20 protein-coding genes and 1 other RNA gene are annotated in these 24,222 nt (G+C 52.8%); 10 read left to right on the top strand and 11 right to left on the bottom strand.

Features of this window, described 5'->3' with window-relative positions:
* Window positions 1-65: 65 nt before the first annotated feature.
* From HU175_RS13815 to HU175_RS13835, 5 genes are all read right to left on the bottom strand, one after another.
* On the bottom strand, window positions 66-1,166 hold the full coding sequence (locus HU175_RS13815) for a DegT/DnrJ/EryC1/StrS family aminotransferase (protein WP_176567155.1): 1,101 nt from the start codon (window positions 1,164-1,166) through the stop codon (window positions 66-68).
* A 30-nt stretch (window positions 1,167-1,196) separates the two neighbouring features.
* Entirely contained in the window at window positions 1,197-2,453 is a 1,257-nt protein-coding gene (locus tag HU175_RS13820; RefSeq protein WP_176567156.1) for an ABC transporter ATP-binding protein, read from the bottom strand.
* A gap of 62 nt (window positions 2,454-2,515) precedes the next feature.
* Entirely contained in the window at window positions 2,516-3,346 is an 831-nt protein-coding gene (locus tag HU175_RS13825) for an ABC transporter permease (protein ID WP_176567157.1), read from the bottom strand.
* Between the two features lie 44 nt (window positions 3,347-3,390).
* A complete protein-coding gene (locus HU175_RS13830; RefSeq protein ID WP_176567158.1) occupies window positions 3,391-4,509 on the bottom strand; it encodes a hypothetical protein in 1,119 nt (372 codons plus the stop codon).
* A 21-nt stretch (window positions 4,510-4,530) separates the two neighbouring features.
* Entirely contained in the window at window positions 4,531-7,122 is a 2,592-nt protein-coding gene (locus HU175_RS13835; protein ID WP_176567159.1) for an SLBB domain-containing protein, read from the bottom strand.
* A 247-nt stretch (window positions 7,123-7,369) separates the two neighbouring features.
* Between HU175_RS13835 and HU175_RS13840 the strand changes: the two genes are divergently transcribed.
* Both HU175_RS13840 and HU175_RS13845 read left to right on the top strand, forming a co-directional pair.
* Window positions 7,370-9,268 carry a DNA topoisomerase IV subunit B gene (locus tag HU175_RS13840; RefSeq protein WP_176567160.1) on the top strand — a complete coding sequence of 633 codons (1,899 nt, stop codon included), beginning with the start codon at window positions 7,370-7,372 and terminating at the stop codon, window positions 9,266-9,268.
* Window positions 9,269-9,468: 200 nt separating this feature from the next.
* The gene (locus HU175_RS13845; RefSeq protein ID WP_176567161.1) at window positions 9,469-10,815 is read left to right on the top strand and encodes a Gfo/Idh/MocA family protein; all 1,347 of its coding nucleotides are present in this window, start codon (window positions 9,469-9,471) and stop codon (window positions 10,813-10,815) included.
* Between the two features lie 35 nt (window positions 10,816-10,850).
* Here the strand turns inward: HU175_RS13845 and HU175_RS13850 are convergent, their stop codons facing one another.
* Complete coding sequence (locus HU175_RS13850; RefSeq protein ID WP_176567162.1) at window positions 10,851-11,078, bottom strand: hypothetical protein; 228 nt, start codon at window positions 11,076-11,078, stop codon at window positions 10,851-10,853.
* Window positions 11,079-11,268: 190 nt separating this feature from the next.
* Here HU175_RS13850 and HU175_RS13855 point away from each other — a divergent pair, with 190 nt between their 5' ends.
* Window positions 11,269-12,171: a glycosyltransferase family 2 protein gene (locus tag HU175_RS13855; RefSeq protein WP_176567163.1), complete on the top strand. Its 903-nt coding sequence runs from the start codon at window positions 11,269-11,271 to the stop codon at window positions 12,169-12,171.
* A gap of 1 nt (window position 12,172) precedes the next feature.
* Here HU175_RS13855 and HU175_RS13860 read toward each other — a convergent pair whose 3' ends face one another.
* A complete protein-coding gene (locus tag HU175_RS13860) occupies window positions 12,173-14,602 on the bottom strand; it encodes a helix-turn-helix domain-containing protein (protein WP_176567164.1) in 2,430 nt (809 codons plus the stop codon).
* 73 nt (window positions 14,603-14,675) lie between these two features.
* The gene (locus HU175_RS13865; protein WP_176567165.1) at window positions 14,676-15,098 is read right to left on the bottom strand and encodes an EamA family transporter; all 423 of its coding nucleotides are present in this window, start codon (window positions 15,096-15,098) and stop codon (window positions 14,676-14,678) included.
* Between the two features lie 168 nt (window positions 15,099-15,266).
* On the opposite strand from HU175_RS13865, the gene HU175_RS13870 reads away from it, so the two are divergent.
* The 4 genes from HU175_RS13870 (at window position 15,267) to HU175_RS13885 (ending at window position 19,934) form a co-directional block, all read left to right on the top strand.
* Entirely contained in the window at window positions 15,267-16,289 is a 1,023-nt protein-coding gene (locus HU175_RS13870; RefSeq protein ID WP_176567166.1) for a Smr/MutS family protein, read from the top strand.
* Window positions 16,290-16,302: 13 nt separating this feature from the next.
* The gene (locus HU175_RS13875) at window positions 16,303-17,721 is read left to right on the top strand and encodes a DUF4403 family protein (protein ID WP_228724159.1); all 1,419 of its coding nucleotides are present in this window, start codon (window positions 16,303-16,305) and stop codon (window positions 17,719-17,721) included.
* 26 nt (window positions 17,722-17,747) lie between these two features.
* Window positions 17,748-18,324: RNase P RNA component class A (gene rnpB, locus HU175_RS13880), an RNA gene on the top strand.
* A 746-nt stretch (window positions 18,325-19,070) separates the two neighbouring features.
* Window positions 19,071-19,934 (top strand): manganese catalase family protein, encoded by an 864-nt coding sequence (locus tag HU175_RS13885; RefSeq protein WP_176567168.1) that lies wholly within the window; start codon window positions 19,071-19,073, stop codon window positions 19,932-19,934.
* Window positions 19,935-20,063: 129 nt separating this feature from the next.
* Here HU175_RS13885 and HU175_RS13890 read toward each other — a convergent pair whose 3' ends face one another.
* Complete coding sequence (locus HU175_RS13890) at window positions 20,064-20,660, bottom strand: IS630 family transposase (protein ID WP_228724414.1); 597 nt, start codon at window positions 20,658-20,660, stop codon at window positions 20,064-20,066.
* Window positions 20,651-21,076 (bottom strand): helix-turn-helix domain-containing protein, encoded by a 426-nt coding sequence (locus HU175_RS13895; RefSeq protein ID WP_176567169.1) that lies wholly within the window; start codon window positions 21,074-21,076, stop codon window positions 20,651-20,653. Before HU175_RS13895 ends, HU175_RS13890 begins: the two co-directional genes overlap by 10 nt.
* Window positions 21,077-21,161: 85 nt before the next feature.
* Here HU175_RS13895 and HU175_RS13900 point away from each other — a divergent pair, with 85 nt between their 5' ends.
* The 3 genes from HU175_RS13900 to HU175_RS13910 all read left to right on the top strand — a co-directional run bounded on the left by HU175_RS13900 (window position 21,162) and on the right by HU175_RS13910 (window position 23,469).
* The gene (locus HU175_RS13900) at window positions 21,162-21,791 is read left to right on the top strand and encodes a DUF4142 domain-containing protein (protein WP_176567170.1); all 630 of its coding nucleotides are present in this window, start codon (window positions 21,162-21,164) and stop codon (window positions 21,789-21,791) included.
* 323 nt (window positions 21,792-22,114) lie between these two features.
* On the top strand, window positions 22,115-22,492 hold the full coding sequence (locus tag HU175_RS13905) for a 4-alpha-glucanotransferase (RefSeq protein ID WP_176567171.1): 378 nt from the start codon (window positions 22,115-22,117) through the stop codon (window positions 22,490-22,492).
* Between the two features lie 14 nt (window positions 22,493-22,506).
* Complete coding sequence (locus HU175_RS13910; RefSeq protein ID WP_176567172.1) at window positions 22,507-23,469, top strand: TIGR03885 family FMN-dependent LLM class oxidoreductase; 963 nt, start codon at window positions 22,507-22,509, stop codon at window positions 23,467-23,469.
* Window positions 23,470-23,713: 244 nt separating this feature from the next.
* On the opposite strand, the gene HU175_RS13915 is transcribed toward HU175_RS13910, so the two are convergent.
* A complete protein-coding gene (locus HU175_RS13915; RefSeq protein ID WP_176567173.1) occupies window positions 23,714-24,214 on the bottom strand; it encodes a hypothetical protein in 501 nt (166 codons plus the stop codon).
* Window positions 24,215-24,222: the final 8 nt, after the last annotated feature.

Consider the following 24,222-nt stretch of genomic DNA (forward strand, 5'->3'; position numbering starts at 1 on the left):
CAGTGAGCGGAATGGCCAATAACAGAATCCCGGTGGGAGACCCCCGGCGGGAAACAACGTAACGACTAGGCGGCATCGACCAACGCAACAGCCTTGTTGACAATGGACGCAATCCGATCCACATCAGCTTCGGCCAGATCCGGGTACATGGGCAGCGCCAGCACCCGTAGCGAAACATCTTCCGAGATGGGGCACGACTGACCCGAACCCGGTATCTGCGCGAAAGGCAACGTATTGAGCGACGGATAGAAATACCGCCGGGGCATGATTTCCTGTGCTTTCAGGGCCTCGACTACACGCAGCAGCGTTTCTTCCGAATCAAACACAACCGGATAATACGCATAGTTATATTCGACGCCCGGCAGCAGGGTCGGGCGGGAGATACGCGAAAAATCCAGCCGGTCGTCGTAGTAGCCAAACACCTGCTTGCGGGCGGCAATCAGATCCGGCACTTTCGGTAATACGCAAAGGCCCATGGCCGCGTGAAACTCCGAGTTTTTGGCGTTGATCCCGACGCTGAAATAATCATCGTTGCGGTGACCAAACGAGCGGTAGAAGTGCAGTTTCTGCGCCAGTTCATCGTCATTAGTAATAATACAACCTCCTTCGACCGTATGAAATACTTTCGTTGCGTGGAAGCTGCACGTACTGATATCGCCGTAGCTCAGAATCGACTGCCCATTGTAGCTGGCCCCGAAGGTGTGAGCGGCATCATAGATGACTTTCAGGTTGTGCTTATCCGCAATAGCCTGAATCTGTTCGATCTGACAGGCGTTGCCATAGACATGGGTAGCCAGGATCGCCTGCGTGTTTTCCGTAATGAGCGGCTCGATCTTGGCCGGATCGATGCAGAAATCGTCCGGGGTAATGTCGGCGAAAACGGGTGTGCAGCCTTCCCAGAGCAGGACGTTCGTCGTTGCTACGTACGAAAACGGCGTCGTAATAACTTCTTTCGTGATGTCCAGGGCTTTCAGCGCCATCTGGAGCACGACCGTGCCATTGGAGCAAAACTTCAGGTGTTTCACCCCTAAAACGGCTTTCATCTCGTTCTCCAGCTGCCGTAGCAAGGGGCCATCGTTGGTGAGGTGAACCCGTTCCCAGATACCCTTCAGGTAATTGGTATATTCGTCGAGATCCGGTAAGTATGATTTGGTTACGTTGATCATGGTCTGGTACTAACTAAAATGGCCGCGTGCTTATTTTACGGGTTCGCCTTCGAGCAAAGCCATCCGAAATGGGAACTGCGGACGGACGTAGCCCGGCCATTTTCCGTACCAGGCAATGCCTTCGCGGTAGTCCTCTACGTCGAACATGATACCGTCTTCCATGACGTATAACGGGGTTACGGTATCTTTCACGATCATTACCGAGATGGTATAGGAGCCATCGTTCAGGAAGAAACCGGGAATGGTACACTCGCCCGCAATCAGGCCCTTGCCATACGCTTGAGACTGGGTACCGACGTTAAATATACATTCACCCGTCAGAGAATTCAGGTGCAGCGACAGGTTTAGGTTGGCCTTATCCATCATGTTCCAGAACTCGAACCGCAGTTTCATGGGCGTCCGGACGTCGATGTGCGTCAGTTCGTCCTGATACTCCGGAATGAGTTCAATCTTGCGTATCCGGACAAGGTCGTTCCCCGGTGCTTCCTCGGGCGTTTCCCACTGCCGGAGTAGCCGGGTTTTCGACACTTTGCTGAGGTAGGAGGCAATCACCTGGTTGGTTTCGCCCTGCTCAAGCAATTGTCCTTTTTCGAAATACAGCGTCTTATTGCAAAGTGCCTGCACGGCCGTCAGGTTGTGGCTGACGAAGAGAATGGTCCGGCCGCTGGCGGAGTTGTCCCGCATCTTGCCCAGACTCTTCTTCTGGAACTCGGCGTCGCCCACGGCCAGCACTTCATCCACGATCATGATTTCGGGATCGAGGTGGGCTGAGATAGCAAAGCCAAGTCGGACGTACATCCCCGACGAATACCGTTTTACGGGTGTATCAAGGAATTTACTGACCCCGGCAAAATCGACAATGGCGTCGAACTGATTCCGGATTTCGCTCCGGCTCATGCCCAGCAGCGAGCCGTTCAGGAAGATATTTTCCCGACCCGTCAGCTCGGGGTGGAAACCCGTCCCAACTTCGAGCAGACTGGCTACCCGGCCTTTGATCCGGACACTACCCGACGAAGGTTCGATGATTTTACTCAGGATCTTGAGCATGGTTGATTTGCCAGCGCCGTTGTGACCAACGATGCCGACCCGGTCGCCCTGCTCTACCGAAAAACTTACATCGCGCAGCGCCCAGAATTCCTCGTGGGTGACACGATCCTGGTCTTTCTTGCCGCCAAACACCTGCCGGAAGTTCTCGGTAATCACATCGCGCAGCGTTGTGCTTCCCTTTCCCTTCTTGTGGTCAATGATGTAATGTTTACTTATATTATCGACAGTAATAACAGACATAGCAACGTGAACGATGGCTACCTGCTACCCCGAACGGGCAGGGGCAGATAGAACCACTGAAATTAAATATCATCAACAAAGGTATTCTCCCGCTTCCGGAAAAAGTAAAGCGAGATCACCAGGAAAACAGAGACAATAACAACAGAAGCGATAAGACTCTGCGGATTGAAATACGATTTTCCGCCCAGCAGCGACCACCGGAATCCATCAATAATCCCAACCATCGGGTTTAGAATATACAGCGAGTACCACGATTTATCGGCAACTAACCGACTTGGATAAGCAATTGGGCAGGCGTAAAAGCCAATCTGTACAATAAACGGAATAAGCTGGGCAATGTCCCGAAACCGCACATTAATAACTGCAAAGAACAGGCCAAAGGCAAAAGCGGCCATAATAGCCAGCAGAATAAGCAGGGGCAGGAATATCAGGTGCCAGTCGGGCATAAACTGGTAGTAAATCGCAACCAGTATAAAAAGCCCCAGCGATACCAGGAAGTCAATGAAACCAACCGAAATTGAGCTGATCGGCATGATCAGCCGGGGGAAATAGACTTTGGTGACCAGGTTTGCATTCAGCGTTACGCTATTGCTGATTTGCGTAAATGCCGTCGCAAAGAAACCCCAGATTGTGATCCCTGCCAGCACCATCAGCGGATACGGAATTCCCGGATCGGCCGGAAGCTTGGCGATGTTGCTGAATACTACCACCATGATCAGCATGGTCGTCAGCGGACGAATAAGTCCCCAGGCCGTTCCCAAGGCCGTCTGTTTGTAGCGAACAGATACGTCGCGTTGCGACAGTATATACATCAGTTCGCGGTTTTGCCAGAGATCCCGCCAGTAGTGCCGCTCCGAACGGCCTGGTTCAATAATTACTTCGTGCGTTTTCAAAATCGATTGTCAGTTAACCTAAAAAAGAGCGAACCACAGGCAGGTTATTTCTCCTGCATGACAGAACGGTAGGTTTCCCGCAGGAAAATAACGATAACTGCTAGTACCAGGGCCAGCGCAATACCGGCCTGAACCCCCAGCGTCGATGGTACGTCTTTGTAGAGCGGATAGTAAACGCCCTTGATAATGGTAAAGAGCGGAGCCTCGCGAATCATCGACAGCCGCATATTGTCGGCACTTTGCAGCGCCTGGTAATAGAGCGTCGATAGAAAGCTTGAATTACGCTGCAGTTTTGTTTCGGTCACTTTACCCTGCGCAACAACAATCTGCTGGTTCTGGTCGATATATTGCGCCAGACGACTATCTGTTCTATTCATGACCCGGGCAATTGAATCGGCACGGTCCTTCAGCAAATCGTACATTTCCCGGCTTTTCTTGGTCTGCTTCTGCCGGTAATCTTCTTCGATGGTTTCCAGGTGCGAGGTCAGGAACGTAGCGGCCAGCATTTCATCTTCCATGGCACAGCGAAGCTCCATGAACGATGATTTTCGTTCGGGCTGCGTAACGCTCATCTCCGTGGCGATCCGGGTGCAGATGTCCGACATGGCAATCTGCTCGAGTTTCGTATACTCACTGGGTTTCTTGATCCGACTGAAGTAGAACGAACGGAGCGTATCGCTCTTTTCCCACTCTTTGTCGCGGATACCGCTGTGGCGAATGTAATAGTTCACCAGCATGGTGTCCTTGCCGTTGATGGTGTCGTTCTTCATCAGTGTCTTTTCCAGAACCGGCCGCGACTTGGCGTAGATCAGGAAGTTGTCACCCACAAAGATATTGGCATCGGGCGTTCCCTGCCCAATCCCGAAGGCACCCGCCAGGGCTCCCAGTTCGCCCAAGCCGCCACTAGCGCCACCACCGCCACCGAGGTTGAACAGAATGTCGGCGCTGTAAACGGCCGGTTTTTTGTTCATCAGGTCATAGATGAAACCAATACCGGCACCAATCGCCAAAAAGATGACCAGCAGTTTCCAGTTTCGGCGGGCAACGTTTTTGAGCTGCATCACCTTCAGGACTACCGCCTTGGGCGAAATCTGATCGGGGGGGAGCGGACGCTGTGACAGACCGTTTGGGTTCGAAGCCGTCGTTGGGTTGTTCGGACTCATGGATTTAGCTTGTTGGGTGGCCTAGCGGATAGCCCGGTACGCCAATAGTAAAGTAATCAGCGAAAAAACAGAACTGGTGATCGTTGTAGCCGTACCTAACAGTTGCTGTGCGGTCAACGGAGCCGAGGTTTTTTGTGGGATGATGACTTCGGCACCAGGCTCTACCCGTGGGTACACATTGAAGAACATGAATTTGCGCGTCCGGTCAACCGATCCGTTTGCATACACAATGTACGACTTCTTCCGTTGCGACCGGGAGGTAAAACCACCCGACTGCGAAATGTAATCCTGGAAGGTCTGACCCGGCCGGAACTTAATCGTGTTGGGCGATAGCACTTCGCCCTGTACCCGTACTGTTTCAAGCCGTTTTGGAATCCGCAGTACGTCGCCCGCCTGAACCAGAATGTCTTCCGATGAACCGGGGCGTTCCAGGATCTTCCGCAGGTTAATGCCGATGGACGTTGGCTGGCTGGTTGAAACTGAATCAACTTGCACCCGCGAACGGCCGGTAACATCATCGGCAAGGTCCGTAATTGCCTGTTGTTTGCGCTTTACTTCGTCCGGGCTCAGCGTAATGACCCGGACCAGCGTAGCACCTTCCACATAAGCCTGTGGCGTCAGACCGCCGGCCTGCGTAACCAGGTCGGATACTTTCTGGTCTTTGCTTTGAATGACATAAGCACCCGGAATGATAACTTCGCCTTCAACATTGGCGTAGGTTTGCACGAGGTAGTTTGGCGACCGGCGAACGACGATCTGATCGTAAGGTTCCAGCAGGAATTTGTTATCGTCGGCGTTGAGCGACAGATCCCGGCTGACGTTGAACCGGAAGGTCTGGGCAATCTGCGCCGATGTCGACCGGGGATCAACGTCTTTCTTCCGGCGAATAACTTCTACCTGCGAAGCCGCGGCCGATTCTTTCAGACCTCCTGTACGGAGCAGCGCGTCATTAAGCGTCATGTTGATCATGAACGGAATTCCTTCCTGCGGCTGGTTTACTTCACCCTGTACCGAAACGGCGGCTGGTTCAGCCAGATCAAAGCGGGAGGGAATAATGACCTGATCTTCGCGCTGCAGGGTAATATCGGGCTTGCTGCCGTTCATGATGCTGGTCAGGTCAATGGTCAGGTTCTCGATGGCCAGATCTTCCCGCGTCCGGATGATATTGATACGGCCAGTAAACGCATCCCCTTTCAAGCCTTCTGCCCCTGCAATCAGTTGTTTCAGGGTCTTGTGTTGATCGAGCGAAAACTGACCGGGACGATATACCGCACCTTCGATTGTTACCTGGTTTTCGAAGCGGTCGAGCAATTGTTCTACCGTAACCAGATCACCGTCCTGCATGGTAAATGAGGCAAATTCTGACTTGGTTACGTCGACTACTTTCCGCTCCATATCTGTCAGACGCGTTACTTTAACCCGCTCTTTGTAAGCCTGGGCCGCAAAGCCACCGGCGTAGAACAGCAGCCGGTCGAGGCTTTCGCCGGGCAGCATTTCGAAGATGTTGTTACGCTTGACCGTACCGGTAATTTCAACGTGTGAAATGTAGGTCGTGAACCGGATATTATCGTTATCCTGGAGCCGGAAATCGTTCCGCTGGGTACCATTCAACAGGTAATCGTACAGGTCAAGTGTAGCAAGAACTTTGTTGTTACGAATCAACTGCACCTTTCGGAACGAACCCAGTTCGCTGGGGCCTCCCGCCTGATAAATAGCGTTCATCGCCGTTGAGAGCGACGACATCTGGTAGGTTCCTGGCCGGATAGCGTCGCCCGTGACGGTTACCCGAATGCTACGGATTGTACCGCCCAGAGATACGTCAATAAACGTATTAGCGGCTCCGTACGAGGATTTGCGTAGACCTACGAACTTGCGCGCCAGTCGATCGATGATTCGGGCTTTGGCCTGTTCGATAGTAAGACCTGTTATGGACACCGGGCCGATACCGGTCTGCTCGGCAAAATAGATGTTTCCTTCCGGCGATACGGTCTGGCTGAAATCAGCCTCGGAGTAGCCGTACATGCGGATATTCAGCTGGTCGCCGGGGCCGACGTTGTAGTTGCGTGGCGTCGCAATGTTGACGTTTGGTTGAAAGGGGTTCGTAGCGTTCGCGTCGGGGTTATTAAAGACCGAGTAACCGAATAATTTCCGGCGTTGTTCGGCCTGTTCGCGCAGGCGGGCCTGTTCGTAGCCATCTTCGAGCGTAGCAGGTTGGTTTTTATTCAGCCCGTTACCCGTCGTATCAATGTTCGGATTGTTCTGGTCGACGGTCCCGTCACTGCGCAGAACGTTCTGCGGGGTGTTGGTGCCGTTGGCGTTGGGCTGCAGGCTACCGGCGTTTCCCCGCTGCTGGTTAATCTGCTGCTGGATGTTAGCCGGGATGTTAACACCAGCGGGTAATCCCGCGCCCCGGCCGGTAGCGGCTGGCGATGTGGTTGTACCGGAGCTGTTGGAGGGTGCTGGACTGGCAGGAGTGACCTGCGCCTGGGCGGTCAGACTCGTTAGGACCAGCAGCGAAGCCGCAATGCCTGCGTTAAACGTACGATGAAAAGAGGCCTTTGCCGAAGATAAAAAATTAAGCGGGAAGTTGTGATTAACTCGCAATTTTTGCATATTTTTAAGATGTCGAACAGCGCCGAAGACGTGTGTAGCGAAGGTCTGTATCTAACGACATTTTTGACTATGGTAGTACGTAGTCAGGTTTCGTTGGCAAAGTAAGCTAACTTTTGCGGGATTACGAATACTTTCCTATTCTGTGGAAACTTTTCCTACCTTGTCAGCACGGTATAACTTTTCTAATGTTTTCCGGGAGAGATTCTAATACGATTCTGCTCCTAATAGTATCTATTAAACGCTTTCTATGTCAGAATCAGGCAAACAACCGGTTCAGTATAACGAAGATAGCATCCGGTCGCTGGATTGGCGCGAGCACATCCGTCTTCGGCCGGGTATGTATATCGGGAAACTAGGCGACGGCGCGGCTGCCGACGATGGAATTTACGTCCTGCTTAAAGAAACCGTTGATAACTGTATCGACGAACACGTCATGGGGCATGGCAAAATCATTGACATCCGGGTAACTGATCACCGGGTCGAGGTGCGGGATTACGGCCGGGGTATCCCCCTGGGTAAGGTTGTGGAAGTCGTCTCCAAAATTAACACGGGCGGTAAATACGATTCAGGGGCCTTCCAGAAATCGGTCGGTCTGAATGGCGTTGGTACCAAGGCCGTGAACGCGCTGTCGACGTATTTCCGGGTGCAGTCGTTCCGGGAGGGACGTACCGTCTGGGCTGAATTTGAACGGGGTGAACTCCGCCAGCAGGGAGAAGACGTGACCAGTGAGCGCAACGGTACGCTGATCTGCTTCGAGCCCGACGATACGGTCTTCAAAAACTTCCATTTCATTCCCCAGTATCTGGAGAACATGATCTGGAATTACTGCTATCTGAACGCGGGGCTGACCATTTCGTTTAACAAGCAGAAGTACATTTCGCAGAACGGGCTGCTGGATCTGCTACGGAACAGAACCGACGAAGAGTCACTTCGGTACCCGATCATTCACCTCAAAGGGCACGATATTGAAGTGGCGCTGACGCACGGTAACGCTTATGGTGAAGAATATTATTCGTTCGTGAACGGGCAGAATACGACCCAGCACGGTACGCACCTGAACGCCCTGCGGGAAGCCGTTGTCGAAACGGTTCGGAAGCACTTCGATAAAAACTACGAAACGACCGACATTCGGGCGAGCATCATCGCGGCCATCAGCATCCGGGTTCAGGAGCCGGTGTTCGAGTCGCAGACTAAAACCAAGCTGGGCTCGATCAACATGTCGCCCGAACCGAACGCGCAGTCAGTTAATTCGTTCGTAAAAGACTTCCTGAAAGAGCGGCTTGACGACTACCTGCACATGAATCCGACCGTGCGCGACGCGCTTAAGAAACGGATCGAGCAGTCGGAGCGGGAGCGGAAGGAACTGGCCGGGATTAAAAAACTGGCGAACGACCGGGCCAAGAAAGCCAGTCTGCACAACAAAAAACTCCGCGACTGCCGCAATCACCTGCCCGACGTAAAGGCGGACGACCGCTACCAGTCGACGCTGTTCATTACCGAGGGGGACTCGGCCAGCGGATCGATCACCAAGTCGCGAAATGTGCAGTCGCAGGCAGTTTTTAGTCTGCGGGGCAAGCCGCTGAACTGCTTCGGGCTGACCAAGAAGGTGGTGTACGAAAACGAGGAGTTCAACCTGCTGCAGCACGCGCTGGACATTGAAGAAGGGCTGGAAGGATTGCGCTACAACCGGATTGTGATTGCTACCGACGCCGATGTAGACGGTATGCACATTCGGTTGCTGATGCTGACATTCTTCCTGCAGTTCTTCCCTGATCTGGTCCGTAATGGGCACCTGTATATTCTGGAGACGCCCCTGTTCCGGGTTCGTAATCCGAAAAACCACAAGGAAACGACGTACTGTTATTCGGAAGAAGAAAAGCAGACGGCTATGGACAAGCTCGCCAAAGGGGGTAAGAAAGTCGAGATCACTCGCTTCAAGGGACTGGGGGAGATTTCGCCGGATGAGTTCGGCCTGTTCATCGGCGAGGACATGCGCCTGGAGCCGGTGATCATGGAAAAGGAAACCTCGATTCCAAAACTGCTTGGCTATTACATGGGCAAAAACACCCCCGACCGGCAGCGCTTTATCATTGATAACCTGCGTATCGAGAAGGACGTAGACGATGCCGCTGTTCTGGTTGCGTAGCTGTGACATGGACTTGGCAACACCAGTTTAGTTTTACCTGTAGATCGCCCAGCCAGGCAGTTGTCCTGGCTGGGCGTCTTTATATCAGGGGCAGCTGCCGGAAATATTTGTTGGCTCCCCTGTCAGTAGATAGCGAAGAGATCGCTGTTTTTATTGAAAAGAGTCGTAGAGGCATAAACGATTAAACCAACCTGCGTTGAATGGATACTTCCAGAAGAGAGTTTATCAAGAAAGCCGCGCTGAGTACGGCCGGGCTGTCGATTGGTGGCCTGGCTACCGGCATGTCGGCCAAAAGCTACGCCAAAATTATCGGGTCGAATGAACGGCTGAATGTGGCCATTGCCGGGCTGGGCCGACGGCTGGGCGCATACTACGAACCTATTTCGCTGAAAAGCAGCAACGTCGAGCTGGTATATATGTGCGACGTAATGAAAAAGCAGCGGGAGGCAGCCGTTAAGAAATTTTCGAAGTACATCGATTATACGCCCAAGCTGGAGAACGATATCCGGAAGGTCATTGCCGACAAAAACGTGGACGTGCTGATCAACGCGACACCCGACCACTGGCACGCGCCGGGGACCTGGCTGGCGGCTCAGGGTGGTAAACACGTGTACGTCGAAAAGCCCTGTAGCCATAATCCCCGCGAAGGTGAAATTCTGATGGGCTGCCAGAAAAAATACGGCAAGATCATCCAGATGGGGAATCAGCAGCGATCATCGACGGAAACAATTGATATCATTAAGCAGATCCATGATGGCGCTATCGGTAAGCCCTTCAAGGCGGTTGCTTTCTACGCGAACAACCGGGATGAGGTCCCCAAAGCTAAAAAGGCACCCGTTCCCGATGGGCTGGACTGGGATCTGTTTCAGGGACCCGCTCCCCGCACGGAGTACACCGATGATACCTGGGATTACAACTGGCACTGGTATGGCTGGACATACGGTACCGCCGAAACCGGCAACAATGCTACGCACGAACTGGACGTAGCGCGCTGGGCGCTTCAGGTCGAATACCCGGAATACGTACAGGTTGAAGCCGCCAAGCGGTACTTCGTGGAAGATGGCTGGGTCATGTACGATACGATGGACGCTACATTCCGTTTCCCCGGTGATAAAATCATTAAGTGGGACGGAAAAAGCCGTAACGGTCATAAAACCTACGGCAGCGACCGGGGAACGATCATCTACGGCTCCAACGGCACGGTCTACGTCGACCGGAACGGCTACAAACTCTTCAACCGCGACGGAAAAGTGATCAAAGACAGCAAGGCGGCCGGAAATGAAGCCGGGACGGCGCTGGGTGGTGGTGGCGACATGACAACCCGCCACGTCGTTAATTTCTTCGAAGCCATCCGGGGCAAGGAAAAGCAGGCTTCCACCATTGACGATGGCGCAAAGAGTACGTTGCTTTGTCATCTGGCCAACATCTCGTACCGGGTCAACAAACCCTTCGAGGTTGACTCGTCGAACGGGCATATCCGCGATAAAGAAGCGATGAAGCTGTGGGGACGCGAGTACGCCAAAGGCTGGGAGCCACCGGTAATGTAGGCAGTCTCATAAGCTATATAGAACAGCTTACGCGACTAGTCAGAAAGTAGATACGTGTCGTCGTAGGCGACACCGTGCTCATCGATCAAGACTCTGTATTCAACCGGAAAGGGCACCCACAAGCGGGTGCCCTTTTGTCGTTTAATGTGAGTTGATAACGACGTTGCGCTGGCGAATGGAATAGGCAAACGCTCCGTGCCTTCCGCCCAGCCTATAAAATCCGGGAAGAGGCCGCAGGCTTTCAGGCACAAGGAGCTACTCACGTTGGTGTCTTTAACCAAATCCGCCAGCGCTACGCTGGGATGCAGCTTACGCAGAATAAGGATGTGCTGTACGTCGTGTGCCGTAAGCTACGCATACGATTACCCACGGATTTAGGAGCGGGACATATGAGCTGCGGATCAAAAGGTCCAGTCGGCTATATTTGCGGCCATATCACCGTCGACCTCATCCATGACCATTAGCGGATTTTCGTATATCCGAAACGGATTCAAATACCAGTACCCATTTCTTGAATCCATTCAGTCTATTCTTCCCCTCTGCGATGAGTTTGTGATCGCCGTTGGTCAGTCTGAAGACGGCACGCGGGAGGCCATCGAAGCGCTTAACAGTCCTAAAATTCGCATCATCGACACTGTATGGGATGAAGCGTTACGTCAGGGCGGGCAGATTTTTGCCCAGCAGGCCAACGTCGCGCTGGATGCCTGCACGGGTGACTGGCTGTTTCATATCCAGGCCGACGAGATTATCCACGAAAAGGACCTGCCGGCTATTCGGAAGGCCATCGAACAGGTCGATTCCAATCCACGGGTGGAGGGCTTACTGTTCGATTTCCTGAATTTCTACGGCAGCTACGACTATCTGAACGGAACCCGCTATCAGCACCGGCGTGAGATCCGAATTTTCCGGCGGGGGATCGGGGCGTTCTCCTACCGCGATTCGCAGGGGTTCCGGCGCTATCCGGATCCTGCTATGAAAGAGCAGGGGCATAAGGGAATGAAGCTGCACGTTAAACTCGTTGGCGTACCGGTCTATCATTACAGCTACGTGCGCTCGCCCAAGGCCATGACCGAGAAATCAAAATATTTCGCTTCGTTCTGGTTCGACGATGCCCAGCTCGAAAAAGCATTCGAGAACGACAGCGATGAAACCGATTACTACAAAATCGAGCGGGTGAAAAAGTTTACGGGGACGCACCCGGCGGTTATGGCAGAATGGATCAAAAACGGCAATTACGACTTCGATCCCAGTCAAATCAAGGGCGACCTGCCGCTCAAAAAGCGGATGGCCTACTGGCTCGATGCCTTGGCTGGACGACGGATTGGCGAATACAAGAACTACAAGCTGATTTCCTGAGCTAGTCGGCTGCTTGGGCACGCAGACCGTGCTGCACGAATCGGATGTCGCTGAACGAAACGGCGTCACCCAGGCCCTGCCGTACCTCGGTCAGCGTCTGAGCGGGGTGGTCGGCCAGGTATGTCTGAATGCGGTTGAGCTTCTCGGCGGGGATCAGCACCTCTACTGGTAACTCACCCGAATCGACGTAGTGTAGTAGATGCCCTTCGATGGTGGAAACAGATAACTGCCGCTCGGCGGCAATGTCCGCTACGGACTTCCCCCGCCCGAACAACTCAAACGTGACCGCTGCCGATGGCGTTTTGGGTTCTTTTGCGACTTTGGGCGTTGTCGATTTCACCTTCGTTTCGCGCTGGTTGCCAAAAGCGGTAATGACGGCCAGCAACGAATCGCCCAGTTGCCGAACTTTAGTCTTGCCAAAGCCTTTAATCGTCAATAATTCCTCTTTCGTCGTTGGGCGAAGACGGGCCAGCTCGGCGAGGGTTTTCTGCGGCAGCACCATGTAACCGGTTGTATTGTGCTCCCCCGCCAGATCATTCCGCCACTTCATCAGGGCGCCGTACAACCCGCCCCGCGTGTTGCCAGTGGGACTCTCTTCGATTTTCTTCCGGCTGGATTTGAAATCAAGTTCTGCCCGGTTGCGGGCGTGCTGGTAAGCCAAGGCTTCAAACCCCGGCAGACAGCCGTCAATGCAACGTAATTTAGTGAACAGCTCTTTGTCCAGTCCCTCCAGTGCTTCCAGCAAGGCTTCGTATACCTGTTTGTTGTCGGAATCGGTGGGCAGGGCTTCCAGCGTGGGAATCAGATCATCGGCCAGTACCGTCCGGAAATACGTACTGGCCTTGCGGACACGCTCCTGGAGGGGTTCGTTATCTTCGGGGAGTTCGCTAACGGCGAAATACGTGGGCAACTGCCGCAGAAAACGATGGCTGATTTCCTGGGCTTTATCGCGTAACGTATCAGCTAGCTGGGCCAGCGTTGGGCCCGTTTCGTCGGGGAGACTGCTCGTATGCTCATTGACCACCCGGCGGCAGCGGTACAGCAGCGAGGCCGCCCGGTCGAACGAAAACAGCTCCCGCAGCAGATTTTCCTGGTTGGTGCGTTTGGCGTCGTAAAGCTCACGTTCGGTAGGCGTTTGCAACTGAACCTGCTCGTGAAAATCTTCCAGCAACTGCTCGGTTTTAATACTGTGGGCCGGAATGGGTGCCCGCAGGACAAGTCCTTCCAATGTCTTGCAGCGGCTGAGGGCTACGTACACCTGGCCGTGGGCAAAGGCCGAAGCCGCATCGATAATCGCTTTCTCAAACGTTAGTCCCTGGCTTTTATGGATGGTAATGGCCCAGGCCAGCCGCAGAGGATACTGGGTGAACGTACCAATGGCTTCACTCTTAATTTCCTTCGTCGTCGGGTCCAGGCTGTAGCGCACATTGGTCCAGTCAACCCGGCTCACGGTAATCTCCTGACCGTCCTGCGCACTTTTAACATAGATGATATCGTCATCGATGTCCACAATACGCCCGATCTTGCCGTTGTAATACAGCTTGTCGCGGGAGATATCATTTTTGACGAACATCACCTGCGCCCCGACTTTTAGATCCAGTTCGGCTTCGGTAGGGTAGGTGTTAGCGGGGAAATCCCCTTCAACGGTGGCCGTGAATGTCTGCAACGGCGCCTTCAACGCTTTTAGCTTCTGGCTGTTGATCTGCTGCGCTGAGGTGTTATGGGTCGAGAGCGTGATGTAACCTTCCTGATCGTCGGGGGAGAAATCCGGTACGTGTCGCTCGTTCAGCATGTTCAACTGCGCCCGCGTAACGGTCTTCTCGCGGATGCTGTTGAGCAGGTCGACAAAGCGCTGATCAGACTGCCGGTAGATATGCGTCAACTCAATGGAGACGTAGGACGTCTGCCGCAGCGCCCGACTGCCGAAGAAATAGCCCGTGTCATAATAAGGGCTAAGCAGATTCCATTCCTCATCCCGAATCACCGGGGGAAGCTGCTGCATGTCACCAATCAGCAGCAACTGCACTCCGCCAAATGGCTCGGACCGGTGCCGATACCGACGTAACACCTCGTCGATGCCGTCGAGCACGTCGGCCCGTACCATACTAATCTCATCGATAATGAGCAGATCGAGCGTACGAATCAGTCGGATTTTCTCCCGATTGAACTTCCGGGCCTCCTGTTGCACCGCGCCCGGAACGAGTGGCCCAAACGGCAGCTGAAACAAGGAATGAATGGTGACGCCCCCGGCGTTGATGGCGGCTACACCTGTGGGGGCTACGACCACGAGCCGCTTGGCACTGGCCTGTTTGATCTGATGCAGAAAGGTGGTTTTGCCTGTGCCCGCTTTCCCGGTCAGGAAGATCGTGTGGTTCGTGTGCAGGACAAAATCAGTGGCCAGGGCCAGCTTTTCGTTTACGGAGGTAGTCATCGGATACGGTGGATCAGCAACCAGCAAAGATAACGCTTTGCCGGCAGGATTCTGACGGCGCAACTGACTCATGTTACTCCCGCGCCATCGCGATCACCACGGCCCCTGCCCCCATTAAGACTACGCCCAAGATGACCTGCCAGTTCACTTTTTCCTTTAAAAAAACGACGGCCAGCAGAACCGAAAAAACCAGGGATACTTTATCCAGCGATGAGGTACGGGCGGCATCGCCCAGCTTCAACGCCCGGAATGAAAGGAGGGAGGACAGGCAGGTAATAACGCCCGCAATTCCCAGGAAAATCCAGGAGCGCCGGTCGATGCGATTGAGGTCCGACAGGTTACCCTGCCCGATGACCACGCTCCAGGCAACAATTACAATCAGCACCGACTGAATAGCAAACCCCAGACTGGAATCAACGTTTTTAATGCCCGCTTTCGAAAGCGTAACGACAACAGCGGTCGCCAAGGCGGCCAGCAACGAAAAGAGTATCCACATAGCAGCTAGATAACGTACTCGTTATAAAGCTGATATAGGGGCAAATTGATTTAATAAATTCAGCCGGGGGCCATTTGTCTTTGTCATTGGCTATTTTGGCAAACCGAAACTGGTGAATTTGTAGTTATACCAGTAGGAGAAAAGATATTTTTTGATTCAGTCCATACGATGAATATTGGCGATAAAGTCCGGTTGTTACGGGCAAAAGAGCAGGGGGTTATCTCGCGGTTTCTGCCCGGTGATATGATTGAAATTGAAATTGAAGACGGTTTCCGGATTCCGGTTATGCGTTCGGAACTGGTGCCGGTTTCGCCCCTGGAAGCTGAGCGCTTGCTCAAAACCAGTACCTACGCCCCCCAGAAAACGGTAGCGCCCAAAGCGCCCGATATCCTGGCCAATCAGGGTATCTACCTGGCATTCGTACCGGTCAATGACCGCGAATACACGCTGCACCTGATCAACAACACTGACTGGGAGTTCCCGTATACGCTGGGCGAAGAATCGGCGGGAGCCAGTGGCGGTGTTCAGTTTCGGGGGCTGCACAGTGGCGTACTGAAAGCCAAATCGCAGCAGAAAATGAACGACCAGTACGAGCATGCTAAGTTTGAGCAATGGCCTACTTTCGTGGTGCAGGGGCTGTGGTTTCGGGCGGGTAAGTCATCGTTACGGGCTCCGCTGATCAAACGCTTCAAGGGACGGGCCGCTACGTTCTTCAAGAACAAAACGTCTGTGCCGGTGCTCAACCAACCCGGTTTCATAACCCAGCTTGATGCCGATGAGGCCAGTGCCGCCGGTCAGACCGCCAACCGGCCCGCTGAGCCCAAGCCAGCCACAATTCGGCCCGATGATCTGAAAGCGGCTATGCTGAATCCCAAGTCAGCATCGGCGGGCGTGTCAGTCGAACGGCCGTCGACAGTGGTCGATCTGCACACCGACGCCCTGCTACCCGACGGCGTTGGCAGCCGAACGGCAGCCGATCTGCTGAAGCTACAACTGCACACCTTCGAGAAATCACTGGAAAACGCCATTGCCAGTGGTATGAACGAGATTACGTTTATTCATGGTGTGGGTAGCGGTAGTTTACGGGCGGAACTGCACAAGCGGCTGGGCCAGCACCCTAGCGTTAAATTCTTTGAGGACGCGCAGAAACAGAAGTTTGGCTATGGGGCCACGAAGGTCACGCTTAAATAAGCGGCCGTTACGTATGCTAGTTTTTGAAAAACTTCGGCTGTGGGTAAGTGTATGTCTTGTCTGGTTGGTCGCGGCCTGCCAGATGGGTACTCAAGTGAATCCCAAAGTCCCTAAAGAATCCTATAAATTCACCGAAATGGAAGTCCGCAACGAACGCTTTTTGTCAACGGTCCACGTACCAGTTTCCATTGCCATGAGCGACGTTGAACGGCAGATTAACGCCCAGGTCAACGGTCTGATCTACGAGGACAACAGCCTGGAAGACAATAATAAGGACCAGTTTATGGTGAAGGTCTGGAAGCGCGGGACGATTCTGGTCAATGCGCAGGACAGTCTGTTTCAGTTCACGGTGCCGCTACGCATCTGGGTCAAAGCGGGCGTGTCGGTGCTGGGATTCACGCAGTATAAGGAAACCGAATTTGAAATCGATCTGCGCTTTAAAACCAAATTCGATCTGGATAAGGATTGGTCAGTACACACCCAGACGCAGGCCGATGGGTACGGCTGGGTGCGTCGCCCGACGGTGAGCGTTGTTGGAATCAATGTGCCGATCACAAACCTGGTCAGCCGGATGATCGACAAGAATCTGGGAATGGTTACGCAGACGCTGGATCAGCAGGTGCGCCGAAACGTTGATCTGCGAACCCCGGTGCTGAAGGCCTGGAACACCCTGCGGGAGCCGTATCTACTCTCCGAAAAATACCGAACGTATTTGCAGGTCGTTCCCAAAGGAATCCTGATAACGCCCCTGCGGTTCGAGGGGCGTACGGTACGGACCACCATCGGCATTGAGGGGCACACGCTGACTACGACCGGCGCCAAACCCGACGTTCGCCCGGCGGTATCATTGCCCGATCTAACCGTTGTGTCGAAGGTGCGGGATGATTTTCAAATTGGGCTCCTCAGTGAAGCCAGCTACAGCGAAGCCGCTAAGCTGGCGGCCGACGAGTTCGTCGGAAAGAAATTCTCCTTCAGCAACGATCGCTACAGCATCACGATCACCGGCCTGGACATGTTCGGGCAGGATAATAATCTGATTATCAAGGCAGGTTTGAAAGGAACGGTTAACGGTGACATCTATCTGCGCGGTAAACCGTACTACGACGCCAAAGCCCAGACCATTTCGCTAAAGGACCTCAAATACGATATTGACACGAAAAACATTCTACAGCGGTCGGCAAGCTGGTTGTTGCAGGGAGCGTTTGCCAATACGTTGGAAAAACAGATGACAATTCCGGTTGGCTCGCAACTAGCTGATGTGCAGAAGCAACTTCAGGAACGCCTGAAAAACAACCAGCTCGCTAAGGGGGTCGTTATCAACGGACACATCGACGAAATCCGTCCGGACCAGGTATACCTGACCCCCACCGCCCTGCTGGCCGTAGTGAACGCCAGGGGACGTATCGATGTAAAAGTGGACGGGCTCCAGTAATTTTAGCTACCTTTGCGGTCCCAGACAACGCAGACTGGCTTATCGCGTCCGATTTATCGGGCGAGGAAAGTCCGGGCAGCACAGAGCACCTTACTTCCTAACGGGAAGGCGGACGGCTGGGAACGGCCGTTCGACAGACAGGGCAACAGAAAACATACCGCCATTTTTTTAATGGCGAATGAGCGAATGAGTGAATGAGTGAATAGCCATCCGGCGTAATAAAAGTATTCCGTCATTTCTATCATTCCGAATAAGGCGTAGTCATTCGGAACGATAAAAAAACTTGAACTACAGTGTATTAAATAAGCTTGCGCCAGCTATTCACTCATTCGCTCATTCACTCATTCACTCATTGAACTTGGTAAGGGCGAACCGGTGGGGTAAGAGCCCACCGCCCGGCGGGTGACCGACGGGGCACGGCAACCCTTAGGGGCTGAAAGACCAAATAAGCGTCGGACGCGCGGCTGCTCGTCGCCAGCGGTCTGCAAGGACCAACACCGACGCGGGTAGGTCGAACGAGGTGGTCGGTGACGGCCATCCCAGATAAATGATAAGCCAGCCAGCAATGGTGGACAGAACCCGGCTTATAGGTCTGAGTTGACTGGGACTTTTTATGGAAACAGGGATGAAGGGCATTCTCAGACGAGAATGCCCTTTTTCTATGTTAGCTGAGGTGAAATGCGTTGGTGTTCAGAAAAATAACGGTGCCCAAGTCGACGGCCCGGCTGGATTGGGGTGGTGAACATCTACGTGCGAATAGCTGCGATGGAGTAGGGCATAAGAAGCTGTTTTGAGTCTGTCATGCTGGTTGACGGTTCGTTTGCCAGCGTGCCTTGACGCTTTATTCAGGAAGAACCGTTGCCATACTTTACCGTACTAAACATGATATCCCCCGTTTTGCTGTCAGTAGTCAAAACTAGTTTACTGATGACGCATGGCTACAACAGAGACGAGCGCTTACTGGCAACTCTTCACCTATACCGAAAAAACGTCCCAGTGGGTTAGCGGGTTGCAGAAACAGCTCAAATAATCAACTGACCTGACCCCAAATACCGTAGCTGTGCGATCGTAAACGTACCGTCCGAATGAAGAGTAAAATGAATCGGCCTGAGTAACGGGATTGACAGCGTCAAGAAGGATCAGAGATGGAACGATATCGGCATGTTCCGTTGCCTCACTAAGCCAGGAAGTTTGCGGGTCCTTCCCTAAAATACTCTGTTATCATAATACCTATCGAGTTTGTAGAATACTAATTGTCAGCAGGTGTGACGGCCGCACAGTTGCTGATAGTATGCTGGGAAATCGATGGGCATAAGCCGAGTAAATAACCATTTAACCCGAAACAACGCATGTTTTTTCACGACAACAGACTACAGTACAAAGTGCGGGTCGACAAACCAAATCCGCAGTTTGCCAAGGCACTGCAACAAGCCATTGGCGGTGTTGAAGGAGAAATCCGGGTTTGCTTACAGTACCTGTTCCAGGGATGGAACTCGCGTGGGCCAGTACGGTATCGGGATATGCTGTTGAGCACAGGCACGGAAGAAATCGGCCATATCGAAATGCTGGCAACGGCTGTTGCGCTCAATCTGGAAGGTTCCTCAAGCAGTGTTATTGAAGATATCGTTGGGGGAGATTCGCTCATGGAGAAAATAGTGGGGGGTGGTGATCCACGTCATTTCCTGTCGGGAGGACTTGGTGCCCTGGCCGCTGATGCCAACGGCGTTCCCTTCAATGGCTCCTGGGTTGTTAGTTCGGGCAACATTGCCGCTGACATGTACGCCAACGTAATGGCTGAATCAACGGGACGGGTACTGGCTACACGCTTGTACGAGCTAACGGATGACGCTGGTATGAAGGATATGTTATCATTTCTGATTGCCCGTGATACCATGCACCAGCAGCAATGGCTGGCCGTGCTGGAAGAACTGGGACATGGCAGCACCAATGGCGTATTGCCAATTCCGAACAGTTTCCCGCAGAGCAACGAAAACCAGGATTTCAGTTACGTGTTCGTTAATTCCGACGTTACGCCTGACCAACGCTCGGAGGGGCAGGATCGCCGGTGGACCCACGGCCCATCGCTGGATGGCAAGGGTCAGTTCCGGGAGGAAAAAGCACAGCCTTACGGGGATGAGCCAATGCTGGCTCCGCCTAAACCTGAAGGGTATGCTCAGGTTGAGCAAATGCAAAAGGCCAATGATCCAAGCTAGACAAACTGATGTCTGCATCCCCGTCGGTTGAATTAAAAAATACTGACGGGGATATAGTCTGAAAGGCAAACCAGATCAAACAGTACAGGGCAATCTATCTATTTAAGTAATGCGACAAAATTAGTTTGACTAAAAATCGCTGAATCGAATGAACAATTCCTGACCCACAGCGGCTAATGCTAACCAGACGGCATAAAACAACGTGTTACTGGTCTGATAATCTTCAGGCCGTAACCAACGCGCTTTCAGCTCTTTCCAAAGTCGTTCAGCCAAGTTCAAATGGGGGCTGTAAGGCGGCAGATAGAACAGGTATAAGCCCCGTTGGTGCCAGTCTCCAAGCCGTTGGCGAACTTTATCGGACGTATGAATCCGGGCGTTATCGAGTACGATTACCGTTGGTTTGGACAGCCGCCAAGACAGTTCTTCTAACTGGTTGACGACAAAAGCTGATGTAATAGAGCCATTTGTGGTCGCATAGTGCAACTGATTCTGGCGCGAAATCATCCCAAAACAATTCAGCCGTTGGCCCTTTGCGACCTCAATATGCACCGATTCATCTTTAAACTGCCAACCGTAGGGCACGTATCCTTCTTCGCTGACGCTGGATTCATCGCCGTAAAAGAGGTCAATAACTCCGGCCTGACTTTGCTCTTCCAGCAAGCTAAGAGCCTCGTAACGAACCTGGTACAACTCAGCATTTGGTTTGCTTTTGGGTCTCAGTCTGATGCGTCGGTAAGAACCGTCAAGTTTTTTAAAAAGCGTTGCAAGGTCTTTAGGCTCATGGAACGACCCGTTTGAGACTCAATCTGCGCTTTAGCCTGATTCAGTCGCTGCCGTTCGTTCTGCACTACCTGTCGTACTAAAGTGGCATCGGTTTGCTTGTCAAGCAGGGCTTTACGCCCTCGTCCGGGTTTGGTCCGCAGGCCGTTGAGTCCCGCTTGTTGATAACGGTTTAACCAGGCATTGACCGAGACATAGTGCTGTTTAACGAGTTGAGCAACTTCTTTGGAGGTACGGCCCTCACTTTTGAACAAGACGATCTGGCAACGTTGGCGAAAGGCATGGGAGGTGTCGCTGCGAAACGCTTGTTCAAGGGCTTGCCGTTCGGCGGGTTGGAGTTCGATAGTGCGCGGTTTTCCCAAAGCTAGCTTGTTTTTAAAGCGAAGAACCGAAACATACTTGTATTAACCTAATTTTGTCTAATTACTTAATCACAATCAATACGTTATGAAAACCAATGCAATAGCAATCGGAGTGCTGATGTCGCTCTCAGTAGCCAGCCTCTCCATCGCCCAGCAAAACAGTGCTGGCATGAATTCCAGCTCAACCACCATGGTGGGCAAAGAAAGCCTTCAGGAGTTCGATAGCCAGAACAAGAAAGGAGCGGCTGCCGTCAGCGCCGTTTCGCCCACCAATGCCAAGCTGTCCAGCGCTGACCAAAGCCTGATGATGGAAGTGGCTAAAGGCGGTATGATGCAACTGGAAGTGAGCAAGATTGCCCAGCAGAAAGCCACTAATCCGGAAGTACGTCAGCTGGCGCAGGCTGAAGTAGACGAACAGACTAGTCTGTCGGCCAAACTAAAAGAAATAGCCCAGGCAAAGGGAGTGACCCTGCCCGAAACCCCGGACGCTGAAACGCAGGCGATGATAACCAAACTGCAGGAAATGTCTGGTGCCGAGCTGGATCGAATGTACGTAATGGAAAGTGGCGTGAAAGGGCACGAAAAACTAAACAAGGTGATGTCGAAGGTTGAGTCAAGTGCCTCTGATACTAACCTGAAAGGCCTTGCTAAAGCGGCTCACCCTTTGGTAAAAACGCACCTGAAAGTAGCAGAGCAGATTAACAATAAACTCTAGTGTATTCACGAACGAACGCCTTACTGTGATTGGCCCTATAAGCGCTGATTAAATACAGCCGGAAGACACTTAGTGTCTTCCGGTTTTTTAGGGTCGGGTAGTACGGGTAAGTTCGCTGACTGACCTAATTGAAACGAAAACGTATGTAGTGGCGCGTTAGACTGTTTTTCGAGATCGAATTCTCATTCAAGCAAAGGCCAGCGACAGCTATATCTGAAGAATAGAAGTAATAAGTTTACTTTCAATTGATTGACCGTCAGTAGTTTATCAATTCTGGTAAAAGACACGTAACAGCTTGGTAGCCGCGGTTGACATAACGTTGGATGCCCAAGTCGATAAACATTTTACATAATCATACGGTCAATTCAATAGCCTACACGGGCACGCATGATAATGATACATGCCGGGGCTGGTATCGTCAGGACAAAGGGCAGAAGCAAAGTCGGCAACTGGAACGCTACATTGGCATGGCCGTAACGGAGGAAAACGTTCACCAGATTCTGATACGTCTCGTGTATGCCTCCGTTGCCGAACTGGCCATCATCCCCTTGCAGGACGTGTTGGGCCTTGACGAGTCAAGCTGGTTGAATACACCAGCAACGACCGGTCGTAACTGGCTCTGGCGGCTGCTGCCAGGGCAACTCACATCTGATATCGAAACGCAATTGACGGAGTGGACAACTGTCTACCACCGATACTAAATCCAGGCAACACTATGATTAAAATAGGCTACCATGCCTCTCACGAGCAGTTCAAACCCAGTACGTTGATTCAGTTGGCGCAATCGGCGCAGCAGGCAGGCTTCACAGCGGGCACTTCCTCGGATCACTTCCATCCCTGGACTACGCAACAAGGTGAGTGTGGTTTTGCCTGGTCCTGGCTGGGGGCCGCTTTGCAGGCTACCAGCTTGCCATTCGGTGTCGTTAACGCACCGGGTCAGCGCTACCATCCGGCCATCATTGCACAGGCGGCTGCTACGTTGGCGGAGATGTTCCCCGAACGGTTCTGGATCGCCGTCGGAACCGGGCAAACGCTCAATGAGCATATCACCGGTGGCCGGTGGCCCGCCAAGGCTGAGCGTAACGCCCGGCTAAAGGAGTGCGTTGACGTGATACGGGCGTTATGGGCCGGGGAAACCGTTACGTACCGGGGGCTCGTCACGGTTGAGGAGGCTAAACTGTACACCCGTCCCGCCATAAACCCGCTGATTTTTGGCGCGGCCGTAACCAGCAAAACGGCCGAGTGGGTTGGCAACTGGGCCGACGGCCTGCTAACAATCTCGCAGCCAATTGACCAGCTCCGCGAAGTGGTCGATGCCTTTCGACGCGGTGGGGGAGTTGGAAAGCCCATGTATCTGAAAGTGCAGCTATCTTACGGGAAGACTAAAGAAGATGCGCAGCAGGGAGCCTACGAGCAATGGCGCGCTAATATTTTTCCCAACGCCATGCTGACCGAGCTCCGTACCCCGGAACAGTTTGATATGGCGGGAGAATTGGTTAATCTGGCTGAGGTAGACAATATGGTTCATATCTCCGCCGATGTTCATCAGCACGTAGCCTGGCTACACGAATACAAAGAATTAGGCTTTGAACTGCTCACGCTTCATAATGTCAACCTGCAGCAACAACGGTTTATCGATGACTTCGGGCAGCATGTGTTGCCAGCTTTATTAACGTAATAAATAGAGAACGCGCAGTCCTGGATGTGTACAGAAGCCAACGGTAAATCGATAAACAGGAGTTTACGTATGGAGCCAGCTACTACTGGAACTGTTGCACGAAACGCTTGGACTTCCACACGTCAGCGCTTTCGTCCGCCGATTGCCTTTCTGGGAATGCCCGATGTCAAATGAACTGATGAACAAAAAGCCGCAGTTGTCTCAACAACTGCGGCTTTTTGTCGATGTATTCTGGTCTGGGTAACTAATCTCTTCTCGATTTATTACGTCCGCGCAGAAGCAGTATGGCGGCTCCGGTGATCAATGTGCCGACCAGCACCTTTTGCGTAAGGCTTTTTGGATTATGTTTCCACTCCGCTTTCCAGCCCTTTTCAGCAAATATATTTGGGATGTGTCCGCGCTTCAGGTCTTCTAGGATACCCTCAACGGCGTTGACGCGGTCGGCCATGATCAAGGGCAGCCAGTGGCCCCAACTAGATTCGCTGTAGGTAAAAGCGTAGCGCCGGAGCATACCACTCAGGCCTCTAGGGGGCGCGGACGTACCAAACACCGCACTTACGTTAGGTCGTTCGTTTGAGTGAAGGACTTCAATGTCAACAGGTTGCTGCGCGGGACGCTCCCAGTTATAGCCTTTTTGTTCTTCGTCAGTGCGATGTTGTTTCATGGGGTAAGTCGGATCGTTTTTCGGATCCGCATCGATACCCCAACCTTTGATGTGCGAAAAATTCTTAGCTAAATTCTCCATGATGTTAT

It is taken from the genome of Spirosoma sp. KUDC1026, assembly GCF_013375035.1.
Taxonomy (GTDB): Bacteria; Bacteroidota; Bacteroidia; order Cytophagales; family Spirosomataceae; genus Spirosoma.

Bases quoted from the DNA above. Each gene is read 5' to 3' on its own strand.
- HU175_RS13865 (WP_176567165.1), bottom strand. From the start codon at position 15,098: ATGTGGATACTCTTTTCGTTGCTGGCCGCCTTGGCGACCGCTGTTGTC.
- HU175_RS13855 (WP_176567163.1), top strand. From the start codon at position 11,269: ATGACCATTAGCGGATTTTCGTATATCCGAAACGGATTCAAATACCAG.
- HU175_RS13915 (WP_176567173.1), bottom strand. From the start codon at position 24,214: ATGGAGAATTTAGCTAAGAATTTTTCGCACATCAAAGGTTGGGGTATC.
- HU175_RS13885 (WP_176567168.1), top strand. From the start codon at position 19,071: ATGTTTTTTCACGACAACAGACTACAGTACAAAGTGCGGGTCGACAAA.
- HU175_RS13845 (WP_176567161.1), top strand. From the start codon at position 9,469: ATGGATACTTCCAGAAGAGAGTTTATCAAGAAAGCCGCGCTGAGTACG.
- HU175_RS13870 (WP_176567166.1), top strand. From the start codon at position 15,267: ATGAATATTGGCGATAAAGTCCGGTTGTTACGGGCAAAAGAGCAGGGG.
- HU175_RS13830 (WP_176567158.1), bottom strand. From the start codon at position 4,509: ATGAGTCCGAACAACCCAACGACGGCTTCGAACCCAAACGGTCTGTCA.
- HU175_RS13835 (WP_176567159.1), bottom strand. From the start codon at position 7,122: ATGCAAAAATTGCGAGTTAATCACAACTTCCCGCTTAATTTTTTATCT.
- HU175_RS13905 (WP_176567171.1), top strand. From the start codon at position 22,115: ATGCCCAAGTCGATAAACATTTTACATAATCATACGGTCAATTCAATA.
- HU175_RS13815 (WP_176567155.1), bottom strand. From the start codon at position 1,166: ATGATCAACGTAACCAAATCATACTTACCGGATCTCGACGAATATACC.
- HU175_RS13900 (WP_176567170.1), top strand. From the start codon at position 21,162: ATGAAAACCAATGCAATAGCAATCGGAGTGCTGATGTCGCTCTCAGTA.
- HU175_RS13820 (WP_176567156.1), bottom strand. From the start codon at position 2,453: ATGTCTGTTATTACTGTCGATAATATAAGTAAACATTACATCATTGAC.
- HU175_RS13840 (WP_176567160.1), top strand. From the start codon at position 7,370: ATGTCAGAATCAGGCAAACAACCGGTTCAGTATAACGAAGATAGCATC.
- HU175_RS13910 (WP_176567172.1), top strand. From the start codon at position 22,507: ATGATTAAAATAGGCTACCATGCCTCTCACGAGCAGTTCAAACCCAGT.
- HU175_RS13860 (WP_176567164.1), bottom strand. From the start codon at position 14,602: ATGACTACCTCCGTAAACGAAAAGCTGGCCCTGGCCACTGATTTTGTC.
- HU175_RS13875 (WP_228724159.1), top strand. From the start codon at position 16,303: ATGCTAGTTTTTGAAAAACTTCGGCTGTGGGTAAGTGTATGTCTTGTC.